The sequence below is a fragment of the Pandoraea cepalis genome (genome assembly GCF_902459625.1).
Classification (GTDB): Bacteria; Pseudomonadota; Gammaproteobacteria; order Burkholderiales; family Burkholderiaceae; genus Pandoraea; species Pandoraea cepalis.
In genome coordinates this window covers 128,879-150,857 of record NZ_CABPRY010000009.1, presented here as the reverse complement: position 1 = coordinate 150,857, position 21,979 = coordinate 128,879, and the positions used below count along the sequence as shown (strand labels likewise).

Sequence of the window (21,979 nt, the reverse complement as noted above, 5' to 3'; positions counted from 1 at the left end):
CTGATTGACGATGGTGTCGACGGGAGCCTCGCAGCCCACGCGTCTGGTCGTTGCCATCACCGGCGCGACCGGTGCCGTCTATGGCGTGCGCCTGCTCAAACGCCTGCGCGCGATGGGTGGCGTCGAAACCCACCTGATGGTGTCGAGTGCGGGCTGGCTGACGTTGCGTCACGAACTTGGCCTGGAACGCGCCGACGTGCAAGCATTGGCCGATGCGTACCACAGCGTGCGCGAAGTCGGCGCCAACCTCGCCAGCGGCTCGTTCGCTACAGTGGGCATGGTCGTGGCCCCCTGCTCGATGAAAACGCTCGCGAGCGTTGCCCACGGGCTGTCGGACAACCTGATCGCACGCGCCGCCGACGTCACGCTCAAGGAGCGGCGCCGCCTCGTGCTGATGGTGCGCGAAACGCCCTTCAACCTCGCGCATCTGCGCAATATGACGGCGGTCACGGAAATGGGCGGCATCGTCTACCCGCCCCTTCCCGCGTTCTACAACCACCCCGCATCGCTCGACGCGATGGTCGACGACACGGTTGCACGCGTGATCGATCTGTTCGGGATCGCGCCCCCCGTCGCCACGAGCTGGAGCGGCCTGGGCAAGGAGACCGACGCTCAGGACCGGTGAGCGCCGCCATGGCCTATAGTGAAAGCGCCACGCGCTGCCTGCCGAACCGCATTCCCGTGGCGTGACATCTTTGCGACCGGAGTTTGTGATGGAAGCCCACCTCTCGCCTGTTGTCGTCTATGCCGTTGTGACACTCGTTTTCGTCATGCTGGTGCTCGTTGTGCCTGCCGGTGCCCGGTGGCGTCAGATGGTCTGGCCCGCGTCGGTGCCCCCGCTGTCGCCCCATCGCCCGGGTGACCTGCTCGGCACACCGCGCACGCCCTACTGGCGCTCCCCGAACGACACGCAGGACTTGCGGCGCCCCTCCTACTTCGCGGCATCGTCGCGCCGCCCACGCCGCCCCGCGAGCTTCCTTGCCCCGCGCGATCACGAGCGACGCTGAACGCCTCACCAATGGCCGCAGCCATAGAAAAAGCCCCGCAAGGTCGAACCGGCGGGGCTTCTTTTTTGTCATTCGTAAATCGCGTCATCGATCAATAACGATAACAGCACCGATGTCCGTAGCCCCCGCCGTAATACGGTCGGGCCGGGACGACAACGCACCCGGCAAGCGTGACGGCGAGTAGCGCAGCAACGACTAACTTCATGATCTGACTCCTGGAAGGGGGAACGTGACTCTGCTCGCCTTCTTTATATCGCCGCGCCGGCAGGAATCCCATCACACGTCTGTAAGCCGTGTAAGCGAAGGTTGCCAAAACGGCGAACGCGTCGCACTTTGTTACGTAACAGATCAGACCGGACACCGTAACATCGCCCCACTGCGACACCCAACGCCTCAATAGCGACGCGGGTTTCCAGTGCCGGCGCATCTGGCACGAGGCTTGCATGAAGATTGAATGTCGCCCTTTCAAATGCCCCGAAGAGAGCGACTTTGCGTCTACCCCTCCTCCCGTTTCAGACGCGGGAGGAGGACTTTTTCCCGATCCTCCGCCCCGCATGCCCCCGGAAGCCCAACACCGGATCGCGCGCCTCGCCTGCATCGCCCACTGTGCAAGCCTCCTGAGAATTCCACTTCATTTGAGCGTTTGAAATGTATCGACGACATATGCGCGTCGACTTCTCACACGGTTGCTTTATCGTGAGCGTCTTATTTGGCGCGGCTTTCAACGGGATTCACCGTTCTCGGCAACAAACGACGTGCGGGTTGGCCCGATCTCAAGTTGCCGGCTTCCCTGTCGTAATCGCGTCTATAGAGGACTGCACGCCAACGCAGCGTTAGCGCAGCATCCCTTTCGTGGCGGCCGCACGACACGCGCCGGGGCAAGCGTATCAAGGGAGAACGTCATGGAAATCGCCACACCTGAATTACAGATGGAACAACAGGAACTACAGGCCGTCAGCGCGGCGCTCAATCGCGTGCAGGCCGTCATTGAGTTCGATTTGCAGGGTCAGATCCTGCACGCCAACGAGAATTTCCTGCAGACCGTCGGATACCAACTCGACGAAATACGGGGGCAGCATCACCGCATCTTCTGCGAGTCCGACTACGCGGCGTCCGGTGCATACCGCGACTTCTGGGCCAAGCTGGGCCGCGGCGAGTTCGACGCCGGCGAATACAAGCGCATCGGCAAAGGCGGCCGCGAGGTGTGGATCCGCGCGTCGTACAACCCGGTGTTCGACGCCCATGGCACCGCGTACAAGGTCATCAAGTTCGCCACGGACATCACGGCGGATCGCGCACGCCAGGCCGAATTCGAAGGTAAGGTGCGCGCCATGGACCTCGCCCAGGCCGTCATCGAATTCGACCTCGACGGCACGGTCATCGCCGCCAACGACAACTTTCTGACCACGCTCGGCTACTCGCTCGACGAGATTCGCGGCAAACACCACCGCATGTTCTGCGAGGCGGATTACGCCGCGTCGCCGACCTATCGCGATTTCTGGGGGAAGCTCAATCGCGGCGAGTTCGACGCGGGCCGCTACAAGCGCATCGGACGCGGCGGGCGGGAAGTCTGGATCCAGGCGACATACAACCCGATCCTCGACGCGAGCGGCCGCCCCTACAAGGTTGTGAAGTTCGCCACCGATATCACCCAGCAGGTCGAACTGGAAGCGAGCGTGAAGCGCCGCGCCGAAGACGACCAGCGCAAGGTGGCGCTGCTGCTCGACACGGTCAATCGCGCGGCGGCGGGCGACCTCACGGGCGAGATCGCCGTGGCGGGCGAGGACCCCATCGACCAGTTGGCCGACGGCATTCGCCACATGATGGACGACTTGCGCGGGGTGATCGGCAAGGTGGTCAAATCGGCGGGCGAGTTCTCGGGCGCCTCGCGCGATATCGCCGACCGCGCCAATACCGTCGCCACCGGCGCACAAGCGCTCGGTGCGACGGTAGAGGAAATGAACGCGTCGATCGAGGAGCTGACGGCCTCGATCAACTCGATTGCGGACAACACCAAGGGCGCCGACCAGCTCGCCAAGGCAACGCAACAGGAAGCCGAAACCGGCGCCCGTGCGATCGCGCGTTCGGTCGAAGCCATGGAGCTGATCAACAAGTCGTCGGAAGACATCAGCGAGATCGTGAAGGTGATCGGCGAGATCGCCGGGCAAACCAATCTGCTCGCGTTCAATGCGGCCATCGAGGCGGCCCGCGCCGGCGAACACGGCCTCGGCTTCTCGGTCGTGGCCGACGAAGTTCGCAAGCTCGCCGAACGCTCGTCGCAGGCGACCAAGGAAATCTCCAAGCTGATCAACGAGTCGACCAAGCGGGTGGCGCAAGGCAGCGACGTGTCGCGACAGGCCGGTGAGGCGTTCGAGAAGATCGTCGGCGGCGTATCGCGTACCACGCAGGCGATCTCCGAAATCTCCTGCGCGGCGGAAGAGCAACTCGTTGCCGCTCGCGAAGTGAGCCTTGCCATTCAGCACGTGGCGGAAGAGACGGAGAAATCCGCCGGCGCCTGCGAGACCATCGCGCAGGCGACCACCGGACTCAACCACGGTGCGCAAGACCTCGACCGGACCGTGTCGCGATTCAAGGTGTAAGCCCCATCCGGCGAACACCACGGGCATCGGCCCGGGCCGTTCGCCGGGATCTCCCGGTGGCGGTCGTTCGTGCCGCGCCGGATCACACGTCCGCCACGAGGGGCCAATATGGAAATCGAAGCCGACGCCGATCCCGGTACCCAGCAGGCGCTTCTGCGCGCTGTCCACCGGCACACCGGCATCTCGATGAACGAGAAGAAGTGGACGATGTTGCAGGGCCGTCTTCGCCCGCGCCTGCGCACGCTCTCGCTGTGCAGCTACCGCGACTATCTGGCGCTGCTCGAGAACACGCCCGACGAAGTGCGCAACTTCGTGAATCTGGTCACGACGAACGAGACCACGTTCTTTCGCACGCCGCGCGTCTGGGATTATTTCGCGCAACACTACCTGCCGCGCTGGCATGCCGCGAATCCCGGCCGGATGTTCCGGATGTGGTCGGCCGCAGCGTCTTCCGGCGAGGAGTCCTACTCTGCCGCGATGCTCTGCGAGGAATTCCGCGCTCGGCACAGCGGCTTTCAGTACCAGATTCACGCCACCGATATTTCGAGCCAGGTGCTGGCGGTGGCCATGGCCGGCAACTTCAGCGGGCGCAGCATCGACGGTCTCAAGCAACAGCGTCCGGCCATGCTCGCAAAGTACTTCCGCCCGGGCGCCGGCGGCTTCACCGTCGCCCCCGAACTTCGAGCGCACATCACGTTCGCCGAGCACAACCTGTACCAGCGCATGCCACGTCGCGACGCGTTCGATCTCGTCATGCTGCGCAATGTACTGATCTATTTCGAATCCGCCGATCAGGAACGCGTTCTCGAGAACGTTCGCCACACGCTGACCCCCGATGGCGTGTTGATTGTCGGAGAATCGGAGTCGCTGACGCGGCTCTCGACCGGCTACCAGTTTGAGCAACCGCTCATTTACCGGAACCAGGGGGCATCGAATGGGGCCGTCGCATGACATCCAGGTGTTGATGGGCGAGGTGCGCATCGGGCGCGGCGAAGACGTGCTGCGCGCTACCCTCGGCTCATGCGTGGGTATCGGTCTGATGTGGCGCGCGCGCGGACTCTACGGCCTCGCGCACTGCCTGTTGCCCGAAGCGCCGAACCCCACCTTCGCTATCGGGGCGAAGTACGTCACGCAAGCCGTGCCGTCGCTCCTCGCGCTGATGCGGGCGGACCGCGCACGCCGCAGCGAAATCGAGGCGGTGATCGCGGGCGGCGGCAACATGATGCCGCACCAGCCTCCCGCCCGGCACGGGCTGATCGGCGTGGCGAACGCCGCGATGGCACAGGCCCTGATGGCCGAGACCGGCATTCCGATCGTGCACGTCGAGGTCGGCGGCGAAATCGGTCGGCAACTGACGATCCACTGCGCGCACCACACGTTCCATGTGCGCACGATCGGTACCCATGGGGCGGCGGCGGCACCGACCTCGCCCGCCCTCTGACGCCCGGGACCACCATCATGAATGCACCGACCCCCGAATTTCCGCTTCCGCAGCGCGACGCCGTCGCCGACACCACGGTGCTGCCGCGCGCTTCAACGCCGGACGACGTCGAAGTCTTCGGCTCGTTTCATCTGGGCGACGTGGAATTCGCGCTGCCCATCGCGGCATTGCAGGAGGTGGTGAACTATCCGGCGCGCGTCACGCCCGTGCCGCTCTCGCCACCCTTTTTGCTTGGCCTGTTCAACCTGCGCGGCACGCTCATTCCCATCGTCGATCTCAAGCCGCTGCTGGCAATGGGCGCCGACGCGCCGGACAGGCCGGCACCCGCGAGCGAGAAGATTGCAATTGTCGACGTCGAGGGCGTACGGGTGGGATTACTGTTCGACGCCACGAGCGAGATTCTGCGTGTGCGCGCATCGCAGCGCACCGGGTTCGAGTACGACCCGTCGCACACGGCGCCGCAGGTCGTCTGCGGGGCCATCAAGCTCGATGACGGCGACCGCATCCTGCAGATTCTCGCGCCGAGTGCCCTCGTGCGCATCGAGAACATGCCGCAATTGCTCGCGCGTCAGGCGCTGAGCGCGCCGCAGCGCCGCCAGCAGCGTCAGCGCCTGCAATGCGTGTCGTTCACGGTCGAGCAATCGCGCCTGGCGCTGCCGATGAGTGCGATTCGCGAAATCATCCGGATTCCCGACTTGCAAAATTCGGCGCTCGCCAGCGTGTTTTGCGTCGGCATGCTCAATCTGCGCGGCACCGTCGTGCCGGTCATCGACTTCGCTCACTTCCTCGGCCTGCACCCTTGCCGCCCCGAGCCCGAAATTGCGGGCACGGCGTCGGACCCGCGACGGATTCTGATCGTCAAGCAGGAAGACGTGCATTTCGGTCTGCTGGTGGACGCCGTGGACAGCATCGTGACGTACTTCGCCGACGAGTTGCTCGCCATGCCGTCCTTCAGCGCCTCGCACGCGCAGCTCTTCTCGGGCTGCATCGCGCGCGAGCAAGCCGACGATATCGTGCTGCTCAACGCCGACGAACTCTTCACGCATTCGCAGGTGCTCGAGCTCACACGCGGCCATCGCGAGCTATACCGGGAGACGGACAGCGCACAGCGCGCGACGCCAGGCGATTCGGCATGGCGCGGCACCGGGGTCAGGTCGTCACGCGGCACACGCCACGCGTATGTGTCGTTCCGTCTGCAGCACATGCTGGCCGTGCGTCTCGATCAGTTGCGCGAGATCATTCACGACTCAGCGGACATCATGCCCGCGCCGGGCGCACCGCCCTTTGTGCGCGGCATGCTCAATTTGCGACGTGAACTGGTGGCCATCGTCGATCTGCGCACGCTGTACGGCATGCCGCCGCAAGACGATGCGCAGGCGCGCAAGATTCTCGTCATCGAACATGGAAAGGACAAGCTCGGGCTGCTCGTCGACGCCATCGAGAACATCGTTACGCTCGACGAGGCGGACAAGCTGCCGGTGCCCGCCATGCTGCTCGGACGCGCCACGCACGAAATGCGCAACGACATGCGCGAAGCCGTCGAGTTGCCCGCCGCAGACGGCACCGCGCGCACGGCCATGCTGCTCGATCTGCAACCGCTCAAGCAGCGGATGGCGACGGCGCTGGCGCGGCCGGTGGTGTGAGCAGGTAAGCGGATCCGTTCAACGAAGTGCCGGCGATTCGCAAGCGCCGGTCGCGGGGCCCTGTGGCGTGTCGGGGGGCACGCCACAGGGGTAGTTCGAACGAGATGAAGCCCGATAACGACGGGTCAGACGACTTCGTGACGATGGATGTCGTGCGTGACGAAGCCCGAGGTGTCGTCGGGCATGGACAGCCAGTCGGCATGCGTGAGCGTGCGGCGCACGTCGTCGAGTCCGCTTGCCCAGTGATCGAGCATGGTCGCGAGTCCGAACTGATAGTCCTTGTAGTGCCCCTCGTTTTCCTTGTTGCGATAGATGAGCTGGATGACGTTATAGCGCTTGCTGCAAGCGATCTCCTGCGCCGCGTGACACCACGGGTCGCGCATGCGAACGTCGGCCGGCACACGCTCGAGCACTTCGCGCAACACGCGACGATAGTGCTGGGCGCGCTGCAGATTGTCGGTCACCAAGCGCGTTCGGCTCGAAAACTGGATGTCCTTCTGGCGGCCCGCGACATCGTTCAGATTGTCAGGCAGTGGCCCGCGCGCACTCCACAGATCCACCTGGAACGCGAGCGTGTCGCGGCGCGGCGACGTGCCGAGCACCTCCGAGAGCGGCGTATTCGACACGAGGCCGCCGTCCCAGAAATACTGTCCGTCGATCTCCACGGCGGGAAACCCCGGCGGCAAGGCCCCCGATGCCATGAAATGCTCCGCGCGCAGCTTTTCACGCGTGTTGTCGAAGTAGACGAAATTGCCCGTTTGCACATTGACGGCGCCCACGGACACGCGCGTCTCGCATGCATTGATTCGGTCGAAGTCGACGAAACGCTCCAGCGTGCCGCGCAGCGCCGTGGTGTCGTAGTAGCTTGCGTGCGCCGGGTCGCCCATCGCCGCGGGCAACGGCTGTGGCCAGCGTGGCGTGAAGAAGCCCTTCTGGCCTTCGGCGACGGCGCGCCATGCCTGCCATGCGCTGTAGGCGATGCGTCCCATCTCGGGGCCATTGAGGATGGCCGCCTCCAGCGGTGCCGGCAACGGCGGGAAAACAGCGGGCTCGCAGATCGTGCGCCAGAACGCTTCGAGCTGTGCCACACGACGCTCGGGGGGATTGCCCGCGATGATCGCGGTATTGAGCGCCCCGATGGAAATACCTGCAATCCAGTTCGGCGCGATGCCGGCCTCGAACAGACCGGCGTATACGCCTGCCTGATAGGCCCCGAGCGCACCACCGCCTTGCAAGACGAGCGCGACCGTCTCGTAAGGTGGGAGGTCAATGGCACGTTTGGGGACTTTCGGCGGGTTGGCCGTCATGACCGTTCTCCTGAAGCTATCTGAGGCTGAATCGAGGCGCGACCGAACGGGACGGCGCCGGCGCATGACGCGGCCGGCGCCCCCGCACCGTCGGCGCGTTACTGCATGAACCAGCCGTGGCTCACCACGAACGACTGGCCGGTGAATGCGGCCGTCGGGAATGTGGCGAGGAAGAGCGCGGTTTGCGCAACGTCGTCGACGGTGGTGAATACGCCATCGACCGTACCGCCGAGCATGACCTTCTTGATGACCTCGTCTTCCGAAATCCCCAATTCCTTAGCCTGCTCCGGAATCTGCTTGTCGACGAGCGGCGTGCGCACGAAGCCAGGGCAGATGACGTGCGAGCGCACGTTGTGCTTCGCGCCTTCCTTGGCGAGCACGCGCGCGAGTCCAAGCAGCGCATGCTTGGCCGCCACGTACGCCGACTTCAGTGGCGACGCCTCATGCGAATGCACCGAGCCCATGTAGATGACGATGCCGCCGCGGTCGTCCTTGTACATATGCTTGAGCGCCGCCTTGGTCGTGAGGAAGGCACCGTCCACGTGAATCGCCTGCATCTTCTTCCAATCGGCGAACGAGTAGTTCTCGATGGGATTGACGATCTGGATGCCCGCGTTCGAGATCAAGATATCGACCGACCCAAAGGTCGCCGCCACCTTGTCGATGCCGCTGTTCACCGCCTCTTCGCTGGTCACGTCCATCGCCACGCCAATGGCGCGGCCACCGGCGGCCTCGATTTCTTGCGCCACGGCGTCCGCGCCCTGCTGGTTCAGATCGGCAATGGCCACGGCCGCACCGGCACGCGCGAGCGTGAGCGCAATTTCGCGGCCGATGCCGCTGGCGGCACCGGTCACCACGGCGACTTTCCCATTCAACTGATTCACTGACTGGCTCATTTGCACACTCCTGATTCGTTAAAATGGCGGGTCATGCGGCGCACCGGGCGCCAGCATGGCACGTCGAACACGGGTAATGACAGCCGGCCGACTGCCACGCACTTGTCATGCGCTCGCCGAACCGTCGTTCAAACAGAAAAGGCGCCTTGCGGCGCCCTCTCGTGCCTTACCGCGCGATCGGCTTGTAGCGGATTCGCGTCGGTTTTGCGCCCTCCTCGCCAAGGCGCTTCTTCTTGTCCGCCTCGTATTCCTGATAGTTGCCCGGGAAGAACTCGACGTGCGAGTTGCCTTCGAAGGCCAGAATATGCGTGGCGATACGATCGAGGAACCAGCGGTCGTGCGAGATGACCATCACGCAACCGGCGAACTCGAGCAGGGCGTCCTCGAGTGCGCGCAGGGTTTCGACGTCCAGATCGTTCGACGGTTCATCGAGCAGCAACACGTTGCCGCCGGAAATCAGCGTCTTGGCCATGTGCAGGCGCCCGCGCTCGCCGCCCGAGAGCGATCCGACCTGCTTCTGCTGGTCAGAGCCCTTGAAGTTGAAGCGCCCGATGTAGGCACGCGACGGCGTTTGATACTTGCCCACCGTCAGCATGTCGGCACCGCCCGCGATCTCTTCGAACACGGTCTTGCTGCCATCGAGCGCGTCGCGGCTCTGGTCGACATAGGCCATCTTGACCGTCGGCCCGATCTTGATCTCTCCGCTGTCCGGCTGCTCGCGGCCCGTCAGCATCTTGAAGAAGGTCGATTTACCGGCGCCGTTCGGGCCGATGATGCCGACGATGGCGCCCGGCGGCACGTTAAAGCTCAGGTCGTCGATCAGCAGACGGTCGCCGAACGCCTTCGACACGTGCTTGAACTCGACGACTTCGTTGCCCAGACGCTCACCCACCGGGATGAAGATTTCCTGGGTTTCGTTGCGCTTCTGGTATTCCTGGCTATTCAGTTCGTCGAACCGGGCGAGACGCGCCTTCGACTTCGCCTGACGGCCCTTCGGGTTCTGACGCACCCACTCCAGTTCCTTGTGGAGCGCCTTCTGACGCGCCGACTCGGTCGCCTCTTCCTGCTTCAGGCGCTGCTCCTTCTGGTCGAGCCAGGAGCTGTAGTTGCCCTTCCAGGGAATGCCTTGCCCGCGGTCGAGTTCGAGAATCCACTCGGCGGCATTGTCGAGGAAGTAGCGATCGTGGGTGACGGCCACCACGGTACCCGGGAAGCGCGTGAGGAACTGTTCGAGCCAATCGACCGATTCGGCGTCCAGGTGGTTGGTCGGTTCGTCGAGCAGCAGCATGTCGGGCTTCGAGAGCAGCAGACGTGCCAATGCCACGCGGCGCTTCTCACCGCCGGAGAGCACGCCGATCGTGGCGTCCCACGGCGGCAGACGCAGCGCGTCGGCGGCCACTTCCAGCGTTTGTTCGATGTTGTTGCCGTCGCTCGCGGCGAGAATCGCTTCGTACTTCGCCTGCTCGGCGGCGAGCGCGTCGAAGTCGGCGTCCGGTTCGGCGTAGGCGGCGTAGATCTCGTCGAGCTTCGTGCGGGCCTCGAAGACTTCGCCCATGCCGCCTTCAACGGCTTCACGCACGGTCTGCTCCGGATCGAGTTGCGGCTCCTGCGGCAGATAACCGATGTTCAGGTTCGGCATCGGGACCGCTTCGCCCTCGATCTCCTTGTCGACGCCGGCCATGATCCTGAGCAGGGTCGATTTGCCCGAACCGTTCAGGCCCAGCACGCCGATCTTGGCGCCTGGGAAGAACGACAGGGAGATGTCCTTGAGAATGTGACGCTTGGGCGGCACGATCTTGCCCACGCGGTTCATGCTGAATACGTACTGTGCCATTCGGCTTTCCTGATCCTGAATCGGTTATGTCGGCTCGGGGGCGAGCGTCAGATAGCGCCAAGTTTAACAAAGCGTGGCGTCGGGCGCGTCGATGACGAGGTCGGCGCGGGCATAGGCGCAGCACGGCAGCAGCCATCCGTCGGCTTTCTCCTCGCGCGACAGCCCGGGCCACGCGATGCGGTAAGCCACCGGGGCGGGCTCGCCGCCGGTTTGGGCCCGGCACAGACAGGCGCGGCAGGTACCGTTGCGGCACAGGCTCGGCAGCTTGATGCCGGCGGATTGCGCCGCGAGCAGGATCGGCGTGTCGGCCGGGGCGTCGAAGTGCCAGCCCGACGGCACGAGCGTGACGCGGCAGGAGACCGGCTCGGGCTTTGCGTCGGATGGCGCGGGGTCGGGCGTGAAACGGTCCAAGGGCGGCGAGCTCGGGAGCGACAGGGGCAGGAACGAGGAGGGTGCACGGCGCATCCAGCGCCAACGCGCTACCATACTCCGTTCCCGCGGCTTTTTGTCGCGTTTACCCAGTCCGCCGTCGGCCCGCCGGCTGACAGGGGGTCGCCTCCCGACCTTCTCCGAACTTCGCACCCCATGACCGCTGCTCTGAACGAAGCTTCTGCACAAGGCAACGCCGACGCCCCCCCTGCGCGTCTCATCGAGACGGCCGGACTGGAAACCGCCCTGCAGGCGTTCGCGGATGCGCGACACTGGCAGCAGTACCACACGCCCAAAAACCTCGCGATGGCGTTGTCCGTTGAAGTGGCGGAACTGGTCGAAATCTTCCAGTGGCAAACCGACGCCGAAGCCCAGGCCGTCATGCAGACGACCGAGGCCCGACACGTCGAGCAGGAACTGGCCGATATCGCCATGTATCTCGTGCGATTGTCGTCGGTCCTTGGTGTCGACCTGAACCGCGCCGTGGCGGACAAGCTCGTCATGAACGCGCGGAAATACCCCGCACCGCCTGCGTAATTCGTCTGCCGCCCTTGCGATTGCGCCGCGCGCCCCGATAGTGAGCTCGTCCGCCCCCGAATTTCGAACAGACAACGCCATGTCACCCTCCCCACACGCTTCAACCGCATCCCGCCCCTCGCCAGACGCCGCCCACGCGCACGGCAAATCGCCACGGCGCACCCTGCCCGCGCGTCCGCGCTGGTTGATGCTCGCGCTCATCGCGCTGTTGCATGCCTACATCGGCTGGCGTTTGCTTACGCCGTTACCGGTCGCCGTCGGCTGGAAGGTGGTGGGCGGACTGTGGCTTGCCGCCTCGGTCGCGCTCATTCCGCTCGGCCTGATGAGCCGCGCGATCCAACGGGAGCCGCTCGCGACGCTGCTGACCTGGACCGGCATGACGGCCATCGGCATCTTCTCGACACTGTTCGTGCTCACAGTGCTGCGCGACGTCGTGCTCGGCGTGGCGATGCTCATCTCGGCACTCGACGCGCAGCTCGTCGTCCGCTCGGCGGTGATCGTGCTGATGCTCACCGCCATCGCCACGTTGCTGGGCTTCTACAATGCACGACGCCTCGCGCGCGTGGTCGACGTGGACGTCCCCATCGCCAACCTGCCGCCCGAACTCCACGGATTCACGATCGTGCAGTTGAGCGACATTCACGTGAGTTCCACGATTCGCCGCAGCTATATCGAGGCCATCGTCGAGGCCGCCAACGACCTCTCGCCCGACCTCATCGCCATTACCGGCGACCTGGTCGACGGTGGGGTGCCCGCCTTGCGCGAGCATATCGCACCGCTCGCGCAGCTTACCTCGCGCCACGGTACCTACGTGTGTACCGGCAACCACGAGTACTACTCGGGTGCGCCGGCCTGGGTCGAAGAATTGCGGCGCATCGGCCTGACGGTGCTCGAAAACGAGCACGTGGTGCTCGCTCACGAAGGCGCGTCGCTTACCGTGGCTGGCGTGACCGACTTCACCGCGCACCATTTCGACCCGGAAAAGTCGAGCAACCCGCTCGCGGCCGTGGCCGGAGCCCCCGAAGGTGTGCCGCGTGTGTTGCTCGCGCATCAGCCACGCAGCGCGCCGGCGGCGCGCGAAGCCGGCTTCGATCTGCAACTCTCGGGACACACGCACGGCGGGCAGTTCTGGCCGTGGATGTACTTCGTGCCGCTGCAACAACCTTACGTGCATGGCCTGCACCGGCTCGGCCGGCTGGCCATCTATGTCAGTCGGGGCACGGGCTACTGGGGGCCGCCCAAGCGCTTCGGCGCCCCGTCGGAGATCACGCGTCTGCGGCTGGTCACGGGCAAGGACTGAGCCGCGAGGGCGCGCGTACGGACAACCGGGCGGGCAAGCGTCAAACGATGGCGCTACAATCGCCGCTTCCCTGAAGGCTCGTCTTTCGAATCCCTGTCGTCGCTTTTTCCGCTGCTCGCCGCCATGAAGTCACTCTCGCCCAGTTCCACGCTAGAAACCGTTGCCGTGCGTTTGCGCGGCAAGATTCAAGGCGTGGGGTACCGGCAGGCGGCCGTGCGCGAAGGGCACCTGATTGGCGTGCGCGGTTGGGTGCAGGCACTGCCCGAGGGCGACATTCTCGCGCTGGTGCAAGGCACGCCCGATCAAGTCGACAAAATGCTCGAATGGATGCGGCACGGCCCACCTGGCGCGCGCGTGACGGCTTTCGAAAGCGAAGTGGAATACACGGGTCGCCGGTTCGATCGCTTCGAACAACTCTGACGGCACGACACCCGCGCCCCGCCGACCTCGCCTACGCCTCGCCGTCGAGACTCGCTGACGTCGGGCGGGCGCGAATGGCAGCCGCTCGGGCAGCACGTTCTGCGAGCAATACGGGGACTATCCGGGGATCGACTCGGGAGGGGAAATCCGAGGGGGAATGCGGAGGGAAACGCGAGGGGAAATTCGGCAGAAAATGCGAAGTGACGGGCAGCGACCGACCCTCGGGTCGCCGCGCATCGCTTCCGTGCGCGTCAAGGCGATGCCTGCGACGCGCAAAAGCCAGACGTTTTCGCTGACTTAATTCTTGTGACGATAGTTGATGCGGCCCTTGCTCAGGTCATAGGGCGACATTTCCAGCGTCACGCGGTCACCCGCGAGAATGCGGATGCGGTTCTTCTGCATACGGCCGCTCGCATATGCCATCACTACCACGCCGTTTTCGAGCGTGACGCGAAAGCGATTGTCCGGCAATACATCCGAAACGTGTCCGCTGAATTCGATCAGTTCTTCCTTGGCCAATATCGTGTCCTCTTGAGGGTGCCGCTCGCGAGAGCGCAGCACCGATGTTACTGAAGGTTCGTTCGCCAATACCGTCGCCGCACCCTGGCGGTGACCGGGTGCACATCGAACGCCAAAAGGAGCCTACCCGGTGGACTGGCCATGACAGCATGGCGGTGCACCGAAACGCGGCGATGGTTCGAAGGAGCAAGGCACATTGCGGCAGTGCCACAATGACGAGCAGTGTGTGTCGGGAGGGCGAAGACCGTGGGGTCTGCGCCATCGGCACAGCGAGTGATCCGGCTCGCAAGACATGGCTGTCAGCGACGCCGATAAAGCTTTTCGCGATCGTCAGGCGATGATCGACGAATTTTCGCCGATCCCGCTAGGATACGCCTTTCTACGTTGCTCGTGGGAAAAAAATGGCATTCGGGCAGCAACCTGGAGGGCTCTGGCCACCGCTGGGTGGCGCAATGCACAAAAGCGGCGGGGCGGGGCGCCCGCGCGGGTCTGCCGCGCCCTGATTCACTCGGGGACAACGCGAGCATGACGCGCGGCCCGCCCTCAACTATGCTGTAAGTACCCGCAGCCCGCAGGAGGATGACCATGAAAACAGTCGCTCAGATCCTGAAGTCCAAATCGGTCGACACGGTGTACAAGGTGCGCCCGTCCGATTCGGTACTCGATGCCTTGACCCTGATGGCCGAAGCACGCATCGGGGCGGTGCTGGTCAGCGAAGACGGTCGCACGATCATCGGCATCTTCACCGAGCGCGATTACGCGCGAAAAGTCGCCCTCATGGGGCGCACCTCGGTCAATACCCCGGTGCGCGACGTGATGACCTCAGCCGTGCGTTACGTCGGCCCCGAGCAGACCAACGACGAATGCATGTCGCTGATGACGGAACATCGCATTCGTCACCTGCCTGTCATGAAAGACGGCGAACTGATCGGCCTGCTTTCCATCGGCGACCTGGTCAAGGCCATCATCACGGAACAGCAGTTCACCATCGACCAGTTGGAGAATTACATCATGGGAGGTGGCGCCGCGCTGGCGGGCCGCACACCGTCGCGGCCGAGCTGACCCGACGATCACGGCAGCGCAATCAGGGATATGGCGCCTCATTCGAGGCGCTTTTTTCGGGTCGCGCCTCAAAATGTCGGCGCCCGCCCACTCACGGGCAGGCCCACGGCATCGTCGCCTCGGTGGCGAGGAGCGGCCGCTCTCCGATGGATGGTGACCTCAAACACCGTTCAAATCGCAAATCGTTAGTAAGCCCTCACTTTTCATGAAGCATTGACAGAGCATGCCCTCATGCCTCGCCTGGCAAGACGATAATCGATGGGCGCCCCGAAACGGCGACAATGCGCCTGGAACCGGCGTCGCGGCAGGCACCACGCCATTACAATCGCTTACCTTTTCTTACAGCACAAAGGTCTGCGGAACCCTACATTCCGCGTCGTGGTCGCAATAGACTTACCACAAGGTGCGCGGCGTCACCGCGGATGTCGGTGATGGCGCATTTACCTCACGCTCACGAGGACGAACCAAAATGAACATCAAAACACTTACGGGAATCAGCGCGGCACTGGCCGCCCTCATGTTGGCCGGTTGCGTTGCCCCGGGACAGCAGTACGGGTACCAACAAGGCGGCTATCAACAGGGATACCAGCAGGGGGGCTACCAACAGCCGGGTTATCAACAGGGCTATCAGCAGCAACCGGGCTACCAACAGGGCTATCAGCAGCCGCAACAGCAGCAGATTCCGGGGGCAATGTATGGCCGTGTCGAATCGATCGAGCAAGTGAACGGCGACAATAACAGCCCGAACATTCTCGGCACGGTACTCGGCGGCGCAGCGGGCGGCCTGCTCGGCAACACGATGGGCGGCGGGCGCGGGCGCACGGCTACCACCATCGGCGGTGCGTTGATCGGCGCCATTGCGGGAAATCGCATCGAGAACAACATGGGTCAGCCGAACGTGCTGTACCGCATCACCGTGCGCCTGGACGACGGTCGCGTCGCGACCGTGACGCAAGCGCCGCCGCTGCGCGTTCAGCAGGGTCAGCGGGCTGCCGTCGCGAACGATACGGTGTATCCGTACTGATCGCTCGCGCGTCACGGCAAACGCGGTCCCCAAAAACAACGCCCGCCGGTGTCATGCCGGCGGGCGTTGTCGTTTGGCCCGCACGCAGGGGTCAATCGGCCGCGGGCGCGGCGGCCTCGATCTCGCGCCGAACGAGGAACAGCCGCGTATCGAATTCGAGTTGACGGTACCGGGGCTCCATAAACTCGCACAAGCGGTAGAAGGCCTTGTTGTGGTCGCTTTCCTTGAGGTGCGCGAGTTCGTGTACCACGATCATGCGCAAAAACTCGGGCGGAGCTTCGCGGAACAACGAGGCGACCCGAATCTCCTTCTTGGCCTTGAGCTTGCCACCCTGCACCCGCGAGATCGCCGTATGCAGGCCCAGCGCGTGATGCACGACATCGATTTTGGCGTCGTAGGCCACCTTGTGGATGGGTGGAGCGCTGCGCAGGTAATCCTGCTTGATCTGCGCCGTGAACTCATACAGCGCGCGGTCCGTCTGCACGGTGTGGCGCTCGGGATAGCGCCGATCAAGATGTGCGGCCAGTTGGCCCGCCTCGACCAGTTCTCGCACTTGCGCAAGCACGCCCGCGGGATAGGCGGCGATGAAGCGCATCGGATCCTTCGGCGCGGGACGCCACGGCGTGAGCACGGCGGTCATGGATGATGCACTCGGCCGAACCGGGCCACCTCAGCGGCCCGCCCAGCGAATACCCGGGCGAACGGCGCGCGCACGCAAGTCCACGCCGCGCTTACGAGCGCGAGCGCAGCGCTCAATGGTGATGGTGATGCGACCATAGCGGGTCCATCGAGTCGACGAACGACGCCACCGCGCTTTTGTCGCCGGTGGCATGACGCATCAACTGACCGCACTTGCACCAGCCCTGATACGGCGTGATGTGCGAACACGCGGTCGTCTTCTGCAGATACAACGTGACCGGCTTGGCGCACTTCGTGCACTTGAACTTGAGAGTGAGGGCAGGTTTGCTCATGAGGAATTCAGCACGGCGCGCGCGTCAACATGCCGTGCGCAAAGCCGTCATTGTACCGGCAACGCTCACTGCCTCGCCGACACCGGCCCCCGCCGCCTGACGCGGGCAGGCCGTAAACGCAAGAAGCCGGATGTCGTGAAAGACAGCCGGCTTCATGATGCGACTTGCCGAATCTGACGCCGGCCGGCTTCGATGTGTCGATGTCACACCGCGGCCCTAAGATGGCGTCCCCTAGGGGATTCGAACCCCTGTACTCACCGTGAAAGGGTGATGTCCTAGGCCTCTAGACGAAGGGGACGTAAACCTTCATTCGTTTGGTGGAGGTAAGCGGGATCGAACCGCTGACCTCTTGCATGCCATGCAAGCGCTCTCCCAGCTGAGCTATACCCCCGCGCGAAGAGGCGTGACTATAGCGTATTTGATCGCGGCCGGCAACTGCTCGCCCCTGGCGCGGTGAGCGTCCTGGCGGGATGTTGAAGATCGCGCGACGCGAGTAGAATCGGCCGCACGGCGCCCGCCTCGGGCGACGCGTGGCGGATGCGGACGCAGCCGCCGTAGACTCCTGACGGAAGACATCCCCATGAAGAAAGCCGCCGCCCTGGCGCTGATGGTCGCCACGAGTTGGGCGCATGCCGAGAAGATCGGCGACGTCGATACCGCGTTCAAGCTCGTAGGACCTGACCACAAGATTGTCGTCGATGCCTATGACGACCCGAAAGTGCACGGCGTGACCTGCTACGTGTCGCGCGCAAAAACCGGTGGCCTGAAGGGACTGGTCGGGCTTGCGGAAGACAAGGCGGAAGCCTCGATTGCCTGTCGTGCGGTCGGGTCGGTGTCGTTCGAAGGGCCACTGCCCAAGAAGGAAGAAGTCTTTTCGGAAGGCCTGTCTCCGCTCTTCAAGAAGCTGCGCATCGTGCGCATGGTCGACAAGACGCGCAACACACTCGTCTATCTCACCTACTCCGACAAGCTCATCGACGGCTCCCCGCAGAACAGCGTGACCGCCGTTCCCGTGGATCGAGCAACGCCGATCCCGATGAAGTGAATGCCCCCGCTCGGCGGCTGCGCGACCGGTGTTATCCGCGCAGCAGGCCGAATCGCTTCAACTTTCGATAAAGCGTATTTCGACTCACGCCGAGCTTGCGCGCCGCGGCACTGACCTGCCCCTGACAGGCATCAAGTGTCGTGCGCAACGCCTGACGTTCCGCCGCTTCCAGGGGCGCCTCCGCCAGCGGGTCGATCGGGGAAAGCCCCGGTGCGTCGCGCAATGCGTCCGGCAGGTCGTCCAGCGTGATGACGCCACGCTCGCTGAGCGCGACCAGCGTCCGAATCACGCTGCGCATCTGACGCACATTGCCGGGCCACGGATACGCGCACAGCCGATCCCGTGCGGCGTCCGTCAGGCCGATGGGACCTTGAGGGCAGGCCTGCGCCAGCAGCGTGTGCATCACGTCGACTTTGTCGTCGCGCTCGCGCAGCGACAGCACGCGGACCTCGAGGCCGCTCAACCGATAGAAAAGATCTTCGCGGAACTGCCGCTCGGCAATCCGTTCGGACAGATCTCGGTGCGTTGCACTGAGTACGCGAATGTCGAGCGGCACCGGTTCGCCACCGCCGAGCGGCGACACCCTGCGGTCTTCGAGCACGCGCAGCAAACGGGTTTGCATGGCGAACGGCATATCGCCGATTTCGTCGAGAAACAGCGTGCCGCCGTTGGCTTGCCATAGCTTTCCGGCCATCCCTTCCTTGCGCGCCCCGGTGAAGCTGCCGCCCACGTAGCCGAACAGTTCGCTCTCGATCAGCGACTCCGGAATCGCCGCGCAATTCAACGCCACGAACGGCCCGCTGGCACGCGCGCTTGCGGCATGCACGGCGCGCGCGAAGACTTCCTTGCCGCTGCCGGTCTCACCGCGAATCAGCACCGGCACGTCATGCGCGAAAACGCGGCACGCGCGCGAAAACTCACGCGCCAGCACCGGGTCGGAAAACGGTTCGACCGCCGCCTCATGCGGCACGCTCACCGCACGCGTTGCCCGGCGCGCCGCACGCAATGGCGAACGCACCATCGCCACGAGCGCCTCGCCCGTGTGTGTCCGAATCGGCCAGCATGCACTCGGCGCCGGATGCGCTTGCGCGAGCATGGCGTCGAGCGCCTGCGCGAACCATCGATCCACGCGCGTGCCCACCAGCGCGTCGCGCGTCGCGCCGAGGCGATTCAGTGCGCTCTGATTGGCAGCGAGAATATGGCCGGTGTCGTCGAAAGCAAGCAACGCCTGCGCGAAGTCACCCAAATGGTCACCGGGTTCCTGCAACTGCAACAGCCACTCGTCGCGATAGTGCTGAAAAAAATAGTCGCGCTCCACGACCTTGGCCGACAGATTCACGAGCGCCAGCGTATGAAACTGGCTTTGCCGGGTCTCATCGGCGCTCGTCGACGAGACATCGATCACGGCAAGCAAGTCCCCCTGCGGCGCGAAGACAGGACTTGCGGTACAGGTGAGCGGCGTGTGCAGCGCGCGGAAGTGATCTTGCTGACAGATGATGACGGGCGCACGCTCGACCACGCAGGTGCCGATGCCGTTGGTCCCTTCGCACGACTCGCTCCAGTCGGCGCCCGGCCACAGGCCTGCGCGATGGAAGTCATCGCGCGTGTCGTCGTGCAGCCGGGAGTCGACGATCACGCCGTCAGGGGCCGTGAGCAGCACGGCCTGGCGCGGATTCATCAACTGACGCTGTAAACGCTCGAGCACCGGCATGGAGACATGGCACAGCCGCTCCATCGCGCTGCGCCGCTCACGTAGTTGCGACGACGCCAACACCCGCGGCGTCATGCGCGCCCCCGGATCGAGCGCGTAGGTGTCGAGACATCGGCGCCATGAACTCGCGATGTTCGGGTCCGTCGCGGTCGCGACGGACGACAGGTGACCTTGTACGACATCCAGCACACGACGCGCGTGCGCGGATTCTGTCTTGGCTGGCATTGGTCGTCTCCCCCGTGCCGGATGATCTCGTAGTCGTTCCCGAAGCATGTCCCATGCCGGAGGCGATTGCAATGCGGTATGTCAATCGATGGCCATTGGGCGATTGCCTGTCATGAGGATGAGACAACCGTGTCATGGCACGAGACAACCCTGTCTCGGATTCGGCACACATCCCCCGTTGTCGAACCGGCGTCTGGCCCGTGAATCGGCGACCGGCCCCGGGTGGCCCGCGACTTGCTTATTGCCCTGTGTGGCCGCCGCGCCACCGACACGACAATTATCCGGAGACACACCATGCGATACGCCCCGCCCGGCACCCCCGGTGCCCTGCTGACTTTGCAGACGCGCTATGAGAACTACATCGGCGGCAAGTTCGTTCCGCCCGTGGAAGGCCGTTACTTCACCAACACATCGCCCGTCACCGGCGGTGTTATCGGAGAGTTCCCACGCTCCAACGGGGCGGATATCGAGCTGGCGCTCGATGCGGCACACGCGGCGGCGCCCAAATGGGGAAAGACGTCGGTGCAGGCGCGCTCGCGCATTCTGTTGCAGATTGCCGACCGGCTCGAAGCGCATCTCGAACGGTTCGCCGTGGCGGAGACGTGGGACAACGGCAAGCCGGTGCGCGAGACGCTCGCGGCGGATCTGCCGCTGGCGATCGATCACTTCCGCTACTTCGCCGGTTGCATTCGCGCGCAGGAGGGCACCGCCGCCGAGATCGACGAGCACACGGCCGCGTATCACTTTCATGAGCCGTTGGGTGTCGTCGGCCAGATCATCCCCTGGAATTTCCCACTGTTGATGGCCGCGTGGAAGCTCGCGCCGGCGCTCGCGGCCGGAAACTGCGTGGTGCTCAAGCCTGCCGAGCAGACGCCGCTCTCGATCACGCTGTTCGCCGAGCTGGTTGGCGATCTGCTGCCGCCCGGCGTGCTCAACGTCGTGCAAGGCTTCGGCAAGGAAGCCGGCGAAGCGCTGGCGACGAGCCGTCGCATCGCGAAAATCGCGTTCACCGGGTCGACGCCGGTCGGTGGCCACATTCTGTCGATGGCGGCGGCCAACCTGATCCCGAGCACCGTCGAGCTGGGCGGCAAGTCGCCGAACATCTTCTTCGACGACATCATGCACGGCGAGCCGGCGTTCATCGAGAAGGCGGCCGAAGGTCTCGTGCTGGGCTTCCTGAATCAGGGCGAGGTGTGCACGTGTCCGTCGCGGGCACTCGTGCAGGAATCGATCTACGAGCCCTTCATGGAAGTGGTGATGGCGCGGGTGGCGCGCATCAAGCGCGGCGATCCGCTCGATACCGACACGGCCGTCGGCGCGCAGGCGTCGCAGCAGCAGTACGACAAGATCCTCACGTATCTCGATCTCGCCCGCAAGGAGGGTGCACAGGTGTTGACGGGCGGGGGCATCGAGTCGCTGGGCGGTCCGCTGGCGTCGGGCTTTTACATTCAGCCGACGTTGCTCAAGGGCGATAACCGCATGCGCGTGTTCCAGGAAGAGATCTTCGGCCCGGTCGTTGGGGTGACCACGTTCCGGGATGAAGCGGAAGCGTTGGCGATTGCGAACGACACCGAGTTCGGTTTGGGCGCCGGGGTATGGACACGCGACATCAATCGCGCGTATCGCATGGGCCGCGGCATTCAGGCCGGACGCGTGTGGACCAACTGCTACCACCTCTATCCGGCGCACGCCGCGTTCGGCGGGTACAAGAAGTCCGGCATCGGCCGCGAGACGCACAAGATGATGCTCGATCACTATCAACAGACGAAGAATCTGCTGGTCAGCTACGACGTCAATCCACTTGGCTTCTTCTGAGCCACTACGCGGTTCGCCGCCGACGTGACAACGGGGCGAAACGCACCGCGCCACGGCAGTGAACTTGCGGTGTGGCGCATGGCGCGCTGACGCGCGCGCCATGCGCCAAACAGGCGCGGCCGGCCGAGATCGAAGCGCCGCCGCGCCGGGCGCTCAACGGCTTGCGGGTATCGAGCGCGCAGGCGTCGCGGGG

At 64.5% G+C, this 21,979-nt stretch carries 21 protein-coding genes and 2 tRNA genes; 13 read left to right on the top strand and 10 right to left on the bottom strand.

Going from position 1 to position 21,979, the window contains the following annotated elements; translation table 11 throughout:
* Nucleotides 1–10 precede the first annotated feature (10 nt).
* The 6 genes from PCE31107_RS18055 to PCE31107_RS18030 all read left to right on the top strand — a co-directional run bounded on the left by PCE31107_RS18055 (nt 11) and on the right by PCE31107_RS18030 (nt 6,691).
* Nucleotides 11–625 (top strand): UbiX family flavin prenyltransferase, encoded by a 615-nt coding sequence (locus PCE31107_RS18055; protein WP_165385379.1) that lies wholly within the window; start codon nt 11–13, stop codon nt 623–625.
* 88 nt (nt 626–713) lie between these two features.
* Nucleotides 714–1,007, top strand: coding sequence for a hypothetical protein (locus tag PCE31107_RS18050; protein WP_150610094.1), 294 nt, complete (start codon nt 714–716; stop codon nt 1,005–1,007).
* Between the two features lie 902 nt (nt 1,008–1,909).
* Entirely contained in the window at nt 1,910–3,607 is a 1,698-nt protein-coding gene (locus PCE31107_RS18045) for a methyl-accepting chemotaxis protein (RefSeq protein ID WP_150610092.1), read from the top strand.
* Nucleotides 3,608–3,715: 108 nt separating this feature from the next.
* Nucleotides 3,716–4,558, top strand: coding sequence for a CheR family methyltransferase (locus PCE31107_RS18040; RefSeq protein ID WP_017234648.1), 843 nt, complete (start codon nt 3,716–3,718; stop codon nt 4,556–4,558).
* On the top strand, nt 4,542–5,048 hold the full coding sequence (locus PCE31107_RS18035) for a chemotaxis protein CheD (RefSeq protein ID WP_130027997.1): 507 nt from the start codon (nt 4,542–4,544) through the stop codon (nt 5,046–5,048). Before PCE31107_RS18040 ends, PCE31107_RS18035 begins: the two co-directional genes overlap by 17 nt.
* Before the next feature lie 17 nt (nt 5,049–5,065).
* Nucleotides 5,066–6,691 (top strand): chemotaxis protein CheW, encoded by a 1,626-nt coding sequence (locus tag PCE31107_RS18030; RefSeq protein ID WP_150610091.1) that lies wholly within the window; start codon nt 5,066–5,068, stop codon nt 6,689–6,691.
* A 125-nt stretch (nt 6,692–6,816) separates the two neighbouring features.
* Here the strand turns inward: PCE31107_RS18030 and PCE31107_RS18025 are convergent, their stop codons facing one another.
* The 4 genes from PCE31107_RS18025 to PCE31107_RS18010 form a co-directional block, all read right to left on the bottom strand.
* A complete protein-coding gene (locus PCE31107_RS18025; RefSeq protein WP_425494736.1) occupies nt 6,817–7,998 on the bottom strand; it encodes a DUF3734 domain-containing protein in 1,182 nt (393 codons plus the stop codon).
* 98 nt (nt 7,999–8,096) lie between these two features.
* A complete protein-coding gene (locus PCE31107_RS18020; RefSeq protein ID WP_130027320.1) occupies nt 8,097–8,894 on the bottom strand; it encodes a 3-hydroxybutyrate dehydrogenase in 798 nt (265 codons plus the stop codon).
* Between the two features lie 166 nt (nt 8,895–9,060).
* Nucleotides 9,061–10,728 carry an energy-dependent translational throttle protein EttA gene (gene ettA / locus PCE31107_RS18015; RefSeq protein WP_150610089.1) on the bottom strand — a complete coding sequence of 556 codons (1,668 nt, stop codon included), beginning with the start codon at nt 10,726–10,728 and terminating at the stop codon, nt 9,061–9,063.
* A gap of 63 nt (nt 10,729–10,791) precedes the next feature.
* Nucleotides 10,792–11,139, bottom strand: coding sequence for a 2Fe-2S iron-sulfur cluster-binding protein (locus tag PCE31107_RS18010; RefSeq protein ID WP_425494735.1), 348 nt, complete (start codon nt 11,137–11,139; stop codon nt 10,792–10,794).
* Nucleotides 11,140–11,313: 174 nt separating this feature from the next.
* On the opposite strand from PCE31107_RS18010, the gene PCE31107_RS18005 reads away from it, so the two are divergent.
* The 3 genes from PCE31107_RS18005 to PCE31107_RS17995 all read left to right on the top strand — a co-directional run bounded on the left by PCE31107_RS18005 (nt 11,314) and on the right by PCE31107_RS17995 (nt 13,414).
* Entirely contained in the window at nt 11,314–11,694 is a 381-nt protein-coding gene (locus PCE31107_RS18005; protein WP_150610087.1) for a nucleotide pyrophosphohydrolase, read from the top strand.
* Between the two features lie 187 nt (nt 11,695–11,881).
* Nucleotides 11,882–12,994 carry a metallophosphoesterase gene (locus PCE31107_RS18000; RefSeq protein ID WP_150610128.1) on the top strand — a complete coding sequence of 371 codons (1,113 nt, stop codon included), beginning with the start codon at nt 11,882–11,884 and terminating at the stop codon, nt 12,992–12,994.
* A 123-nt stretch (nt 12,995–13,117) separates the two neighbouring features.
* Nucleotides 13,118–13,414 (top strand): acylphosphatase, encoded by a 297-nt coding sequence (locus PCE31107_RS17995; protein ID WP_026132080.1) that lies wholly within the window; start codon nt 13,118–13,120, stop codon nt 13,412–13,414.
* Nucleotides 13,415–13,711: 297 nt separating this feature from the next.
* On the opposite strand, the gene infA is transcribed toward PCE31107_RS17995, so the two are convergent.
* Entirely contained in the window at nt 13,712–13,933 is a 222-nt protein-coding gene (gene infA / locus PCE31107_RS17990) for a translation initiation factor IF-1 (protein WP_017234638.1), read from the bottom strand.
* A gap of 585 nt (nt 13,934–14,518) precedes the next feature.
* On the opposite strand from infA, the gene PCE31107_RS17985 reads away from it, so the two are divergent.
* Both PCE31107_RS17985 and PCE31107_RS17980 read left to right on the top strand, forming a co-directional pair.
* Complete coding sequence (locus PCE31107_RS17985) at nt 14,519–14,995, top strand: CBS domain-containing protein (RefSeq protein ID WP_130027330.1); 477 nt, start codon at nt 14,519–14,521, stop codon at nt 14,993–14,995.
* A 469-nt stretch (nt 14,996–15,464) separates the two neighbouring features.
* Nucleotides 15,465–16,019 carry an outer membrane lipoprotein gene (locus tag PCE31107_RS17980; RefSeq protein ID WP_130027332.1) on the top strand — a complete coding sequence of 185 codons (555 nt, stop codon included), beginning with the start codon at nt 15,465–15,467 and terminating at the stop codon, nt 16,017–16,019.
* Nucleotides 16,020–16,110: 91 nt separating this feature from the next.
* Here the strand turns inward: PCE31107_RS17980 and PCE31107_RS17975 are convergent, their stop codons facing one another.
* From PCE31107_RS17975 to PCE31107_RS17960, 4 genes are all read right to left on the bottom strand, one after another.
* A complete protein-coding gene (locus PCE31107_RS17975) occupies nt 16,111–16,614 on the bottom strand; it encodes a M48 metallopeptidase family protein (RefSeq protein WP_130027999.1) in 504 nt (167 codons plus the stop codon).
* A 157-nt stretch (nt 16,615–16,771) separates the two neighbouring features.
* Entirely contained in the window at nt 16,772–16,990 is a 219-nt protein-coding gene (locus tag PCE31107_RS17970) for a hypothetical protein (protein ID WP_130027334.1), read from the bottom strand.
* A gap of 222 nt (nt 16,991–17,212) precedes the next feature.
* Nucleotides 17,213–17,288 (bottom strand) — tRNA-Glu (locus PCE31107_RS17965).
* A 17-nt stretch (nt 17,289–17,305) separates the two neighbouring features.
* Nucleotides 17,306–17,381: transfer RNA gene (locus tag PCE31107_RS17960), tRNA-Ala, on the bottom strand.
* A gap of 189 nt (nt 17,382–17,570) precedes the next feature.
* On the opposite strand from PCE31107_RS17960, the gene PCE31107_RS17955 reads away from it, so the two are divergent.
* Nucleotides 17,571–18,035 carry a CreA family protein gene (locus PCE31107_RS17955; RefSeq protein ID WP_130027336.1) on the top strand — a complete coding sequence of 155 codons (465 nt, stop codon included), beginning with the start codon at nt 17,571–17,573 and terminating at the stop codon, nt 18,033–18,035.
* A 31-nt stretch (nt 18,036–18,066) separates the two neighbouring features.
* On the opposite strand, the gene PCE31107_RS17950 is transcribed toward PCE31107_RS17955, so the two are convergent.
* Complete coding sequence (locus PCE31107_RS17950; RefSeq protein ID WP_150610085.1) at nt 18,067–19,971, bottom strand: sigma-54-dependent Fis family transcriptional regulator; 1,905 nt, start codon at nt 19,969–19,971, stop codon at nt 18,067–18,069.
* 294 nt (nt 19,972–20,265) lie between these two features.
* Between PCE31107_RS17950 and exaC the strand changes: the two genes are divergently transcribed.
* Nucleotides 20,266–21,786 (top strand): acetaldehyde dehydrogenase ExaC, encoded by a 1,521-nt coding sequence (gene exaC / locus PCE31107_RS17945; RefSeq protein ID WP_150552238.1) that lies wholly within the window; start codon nt 20,266–20,268, stop codon nt 21,784–21,786.
* Nucleotides 21,787–21,979: the final 193 nt, after the last annotated feature.

Bases quoted from the DNA above. Each gene is read 5' to 3' on its own strand.
- PCE31107_RS17980 (WP_130027332.1), top strand. From the start codon at position 15,465: ATGAACATCAAAACACTTACGGGAATCAGCGCGGCACTGGCCGCCCTC.
- PCE31107_RS18000 (WP_150610128.1), top strand. From the start codon at position 11,882: ATGCTCGCGCTCATCGCGCTGTTGCATGCCTACATCGGCTGGCGTTTG.
- PCE31107_RS17975 (WP_130027999.1), bottom strand. From the start codon at position 16,614: ATGCGCTTCATCGCCGCCTATCCCGCGGGCGTGCTTGCGCAAGTGCGA.
- PCE31107_RS18045 (WP_150610092.1), top strand. From the start codon at position 1,910: ATGGAAATCGCCACACCTGAATTACAGATGGAACAACAGGAACTACAG.
- PCE31107_RS18005 (WP_150610087.1), top strand. From the start codon at position 11,314: ATGACCGCTGCTCTGAACGAAGCTTCTGCACAAGGCAACGCCGACGCC.
- PCE31107_RS17970 (WP_130027334.1), bottom strand. From the start codon at position 16,990: ATGAGCAAACCTGCCCTCACTCTCAAGTTCAAGTGCACGAAGTGCGCC.
- ettA (WP_150610089.1), bottom strand. From the start codon at position 10,728: ATGGCACAGTACGTATTCAGCATGAACCGCGTGGGCAAGATCGTGCCG.
- PCE31107_RS18025 (WP_425494736.1), bottom strand. From the start codon at position 7,998: ATGACGGCCAACCCGCCGAAAGTCCCCAAACGTGCCATTGACCTCCCA.
- PCE31107_RS18040 (WP_017234648.1), top strand. From the start codon at position 3,716: ATGGAAATCGAAGCCGACGCCGATCCCGGTACCCAGCAGGCGCTTCTG.
- exaC (WP_150552238.1), top strand. From the start codon at position 20,266: ATGCGATACGCCCCGCCCGGCACCCCCGGTGCCCTGCTGACTTTGCAG.
- PCE31107_RS18035 (WP_130027997.1), top strand. From the start codon at position 4,542: ATGGGGCCGTCGCATGACATCCAGGTGTTGATGGGCGAGGTGCGCATC.
- PCE31107_RS17985 (WP_130027330.1), top strand. From the start codon at position 14,519: ATGAAAACAGTCGCTCAGATCCTGAAGTCCAAATCGGTCGACACGGTG.
- PCE31107_RS17950 (WP_150610085.1), bottom strand. From the start codon at position 19,971: ATGCCAGCCAAGACAGAATCCGCGCACGCGCGTCGTGTGCTGGATGTC.
- PCE31107_RS17955 (WP_130027336.1), top strand. From the start codon at position 17,571: ATGAAGAAAGCCGCCGCCCTGGCGCTGATGGTCGCCACGAGTTGGGCG.
- PCE31107_RS18020 (WP_130027320.1), bottom strand. From the start codon at position 8,894: ATGAGCCAGTCAGTGAATCAGTTGAATGGGAAAGTCGCCGTGGTGACC.
- PCE31107_RS18030 (WP_150610091.1), top strand. From the start codon at position 5,066: ATGAATGCACCGACCCCCGAATTTCCGCTTCCGCAGCGCGACGCCGTC.
- PCE31107_RS18050 (WP_150610094.1), top strand. From the start codon at position 714: ATGGAAGCCCACCTCTCGCCTGTTGTCGTCTATGCCGTTGTGACACTC.
- PCE31107_RS18055 (WP_165385379.1), top strand. From the start codon at position 11: ATGGTGTCGACGGGAGCCTCGCAGCCCACGCGTCTGGTCGTTGCCATC.
- PCE31107_RS17995 (WP_026132080.1), top strand. From the start codon at position 13,118: ATGAAGTCACTCTCGCCCAGTTCCACGCTAGAAACCGTTGCCGTGCGT.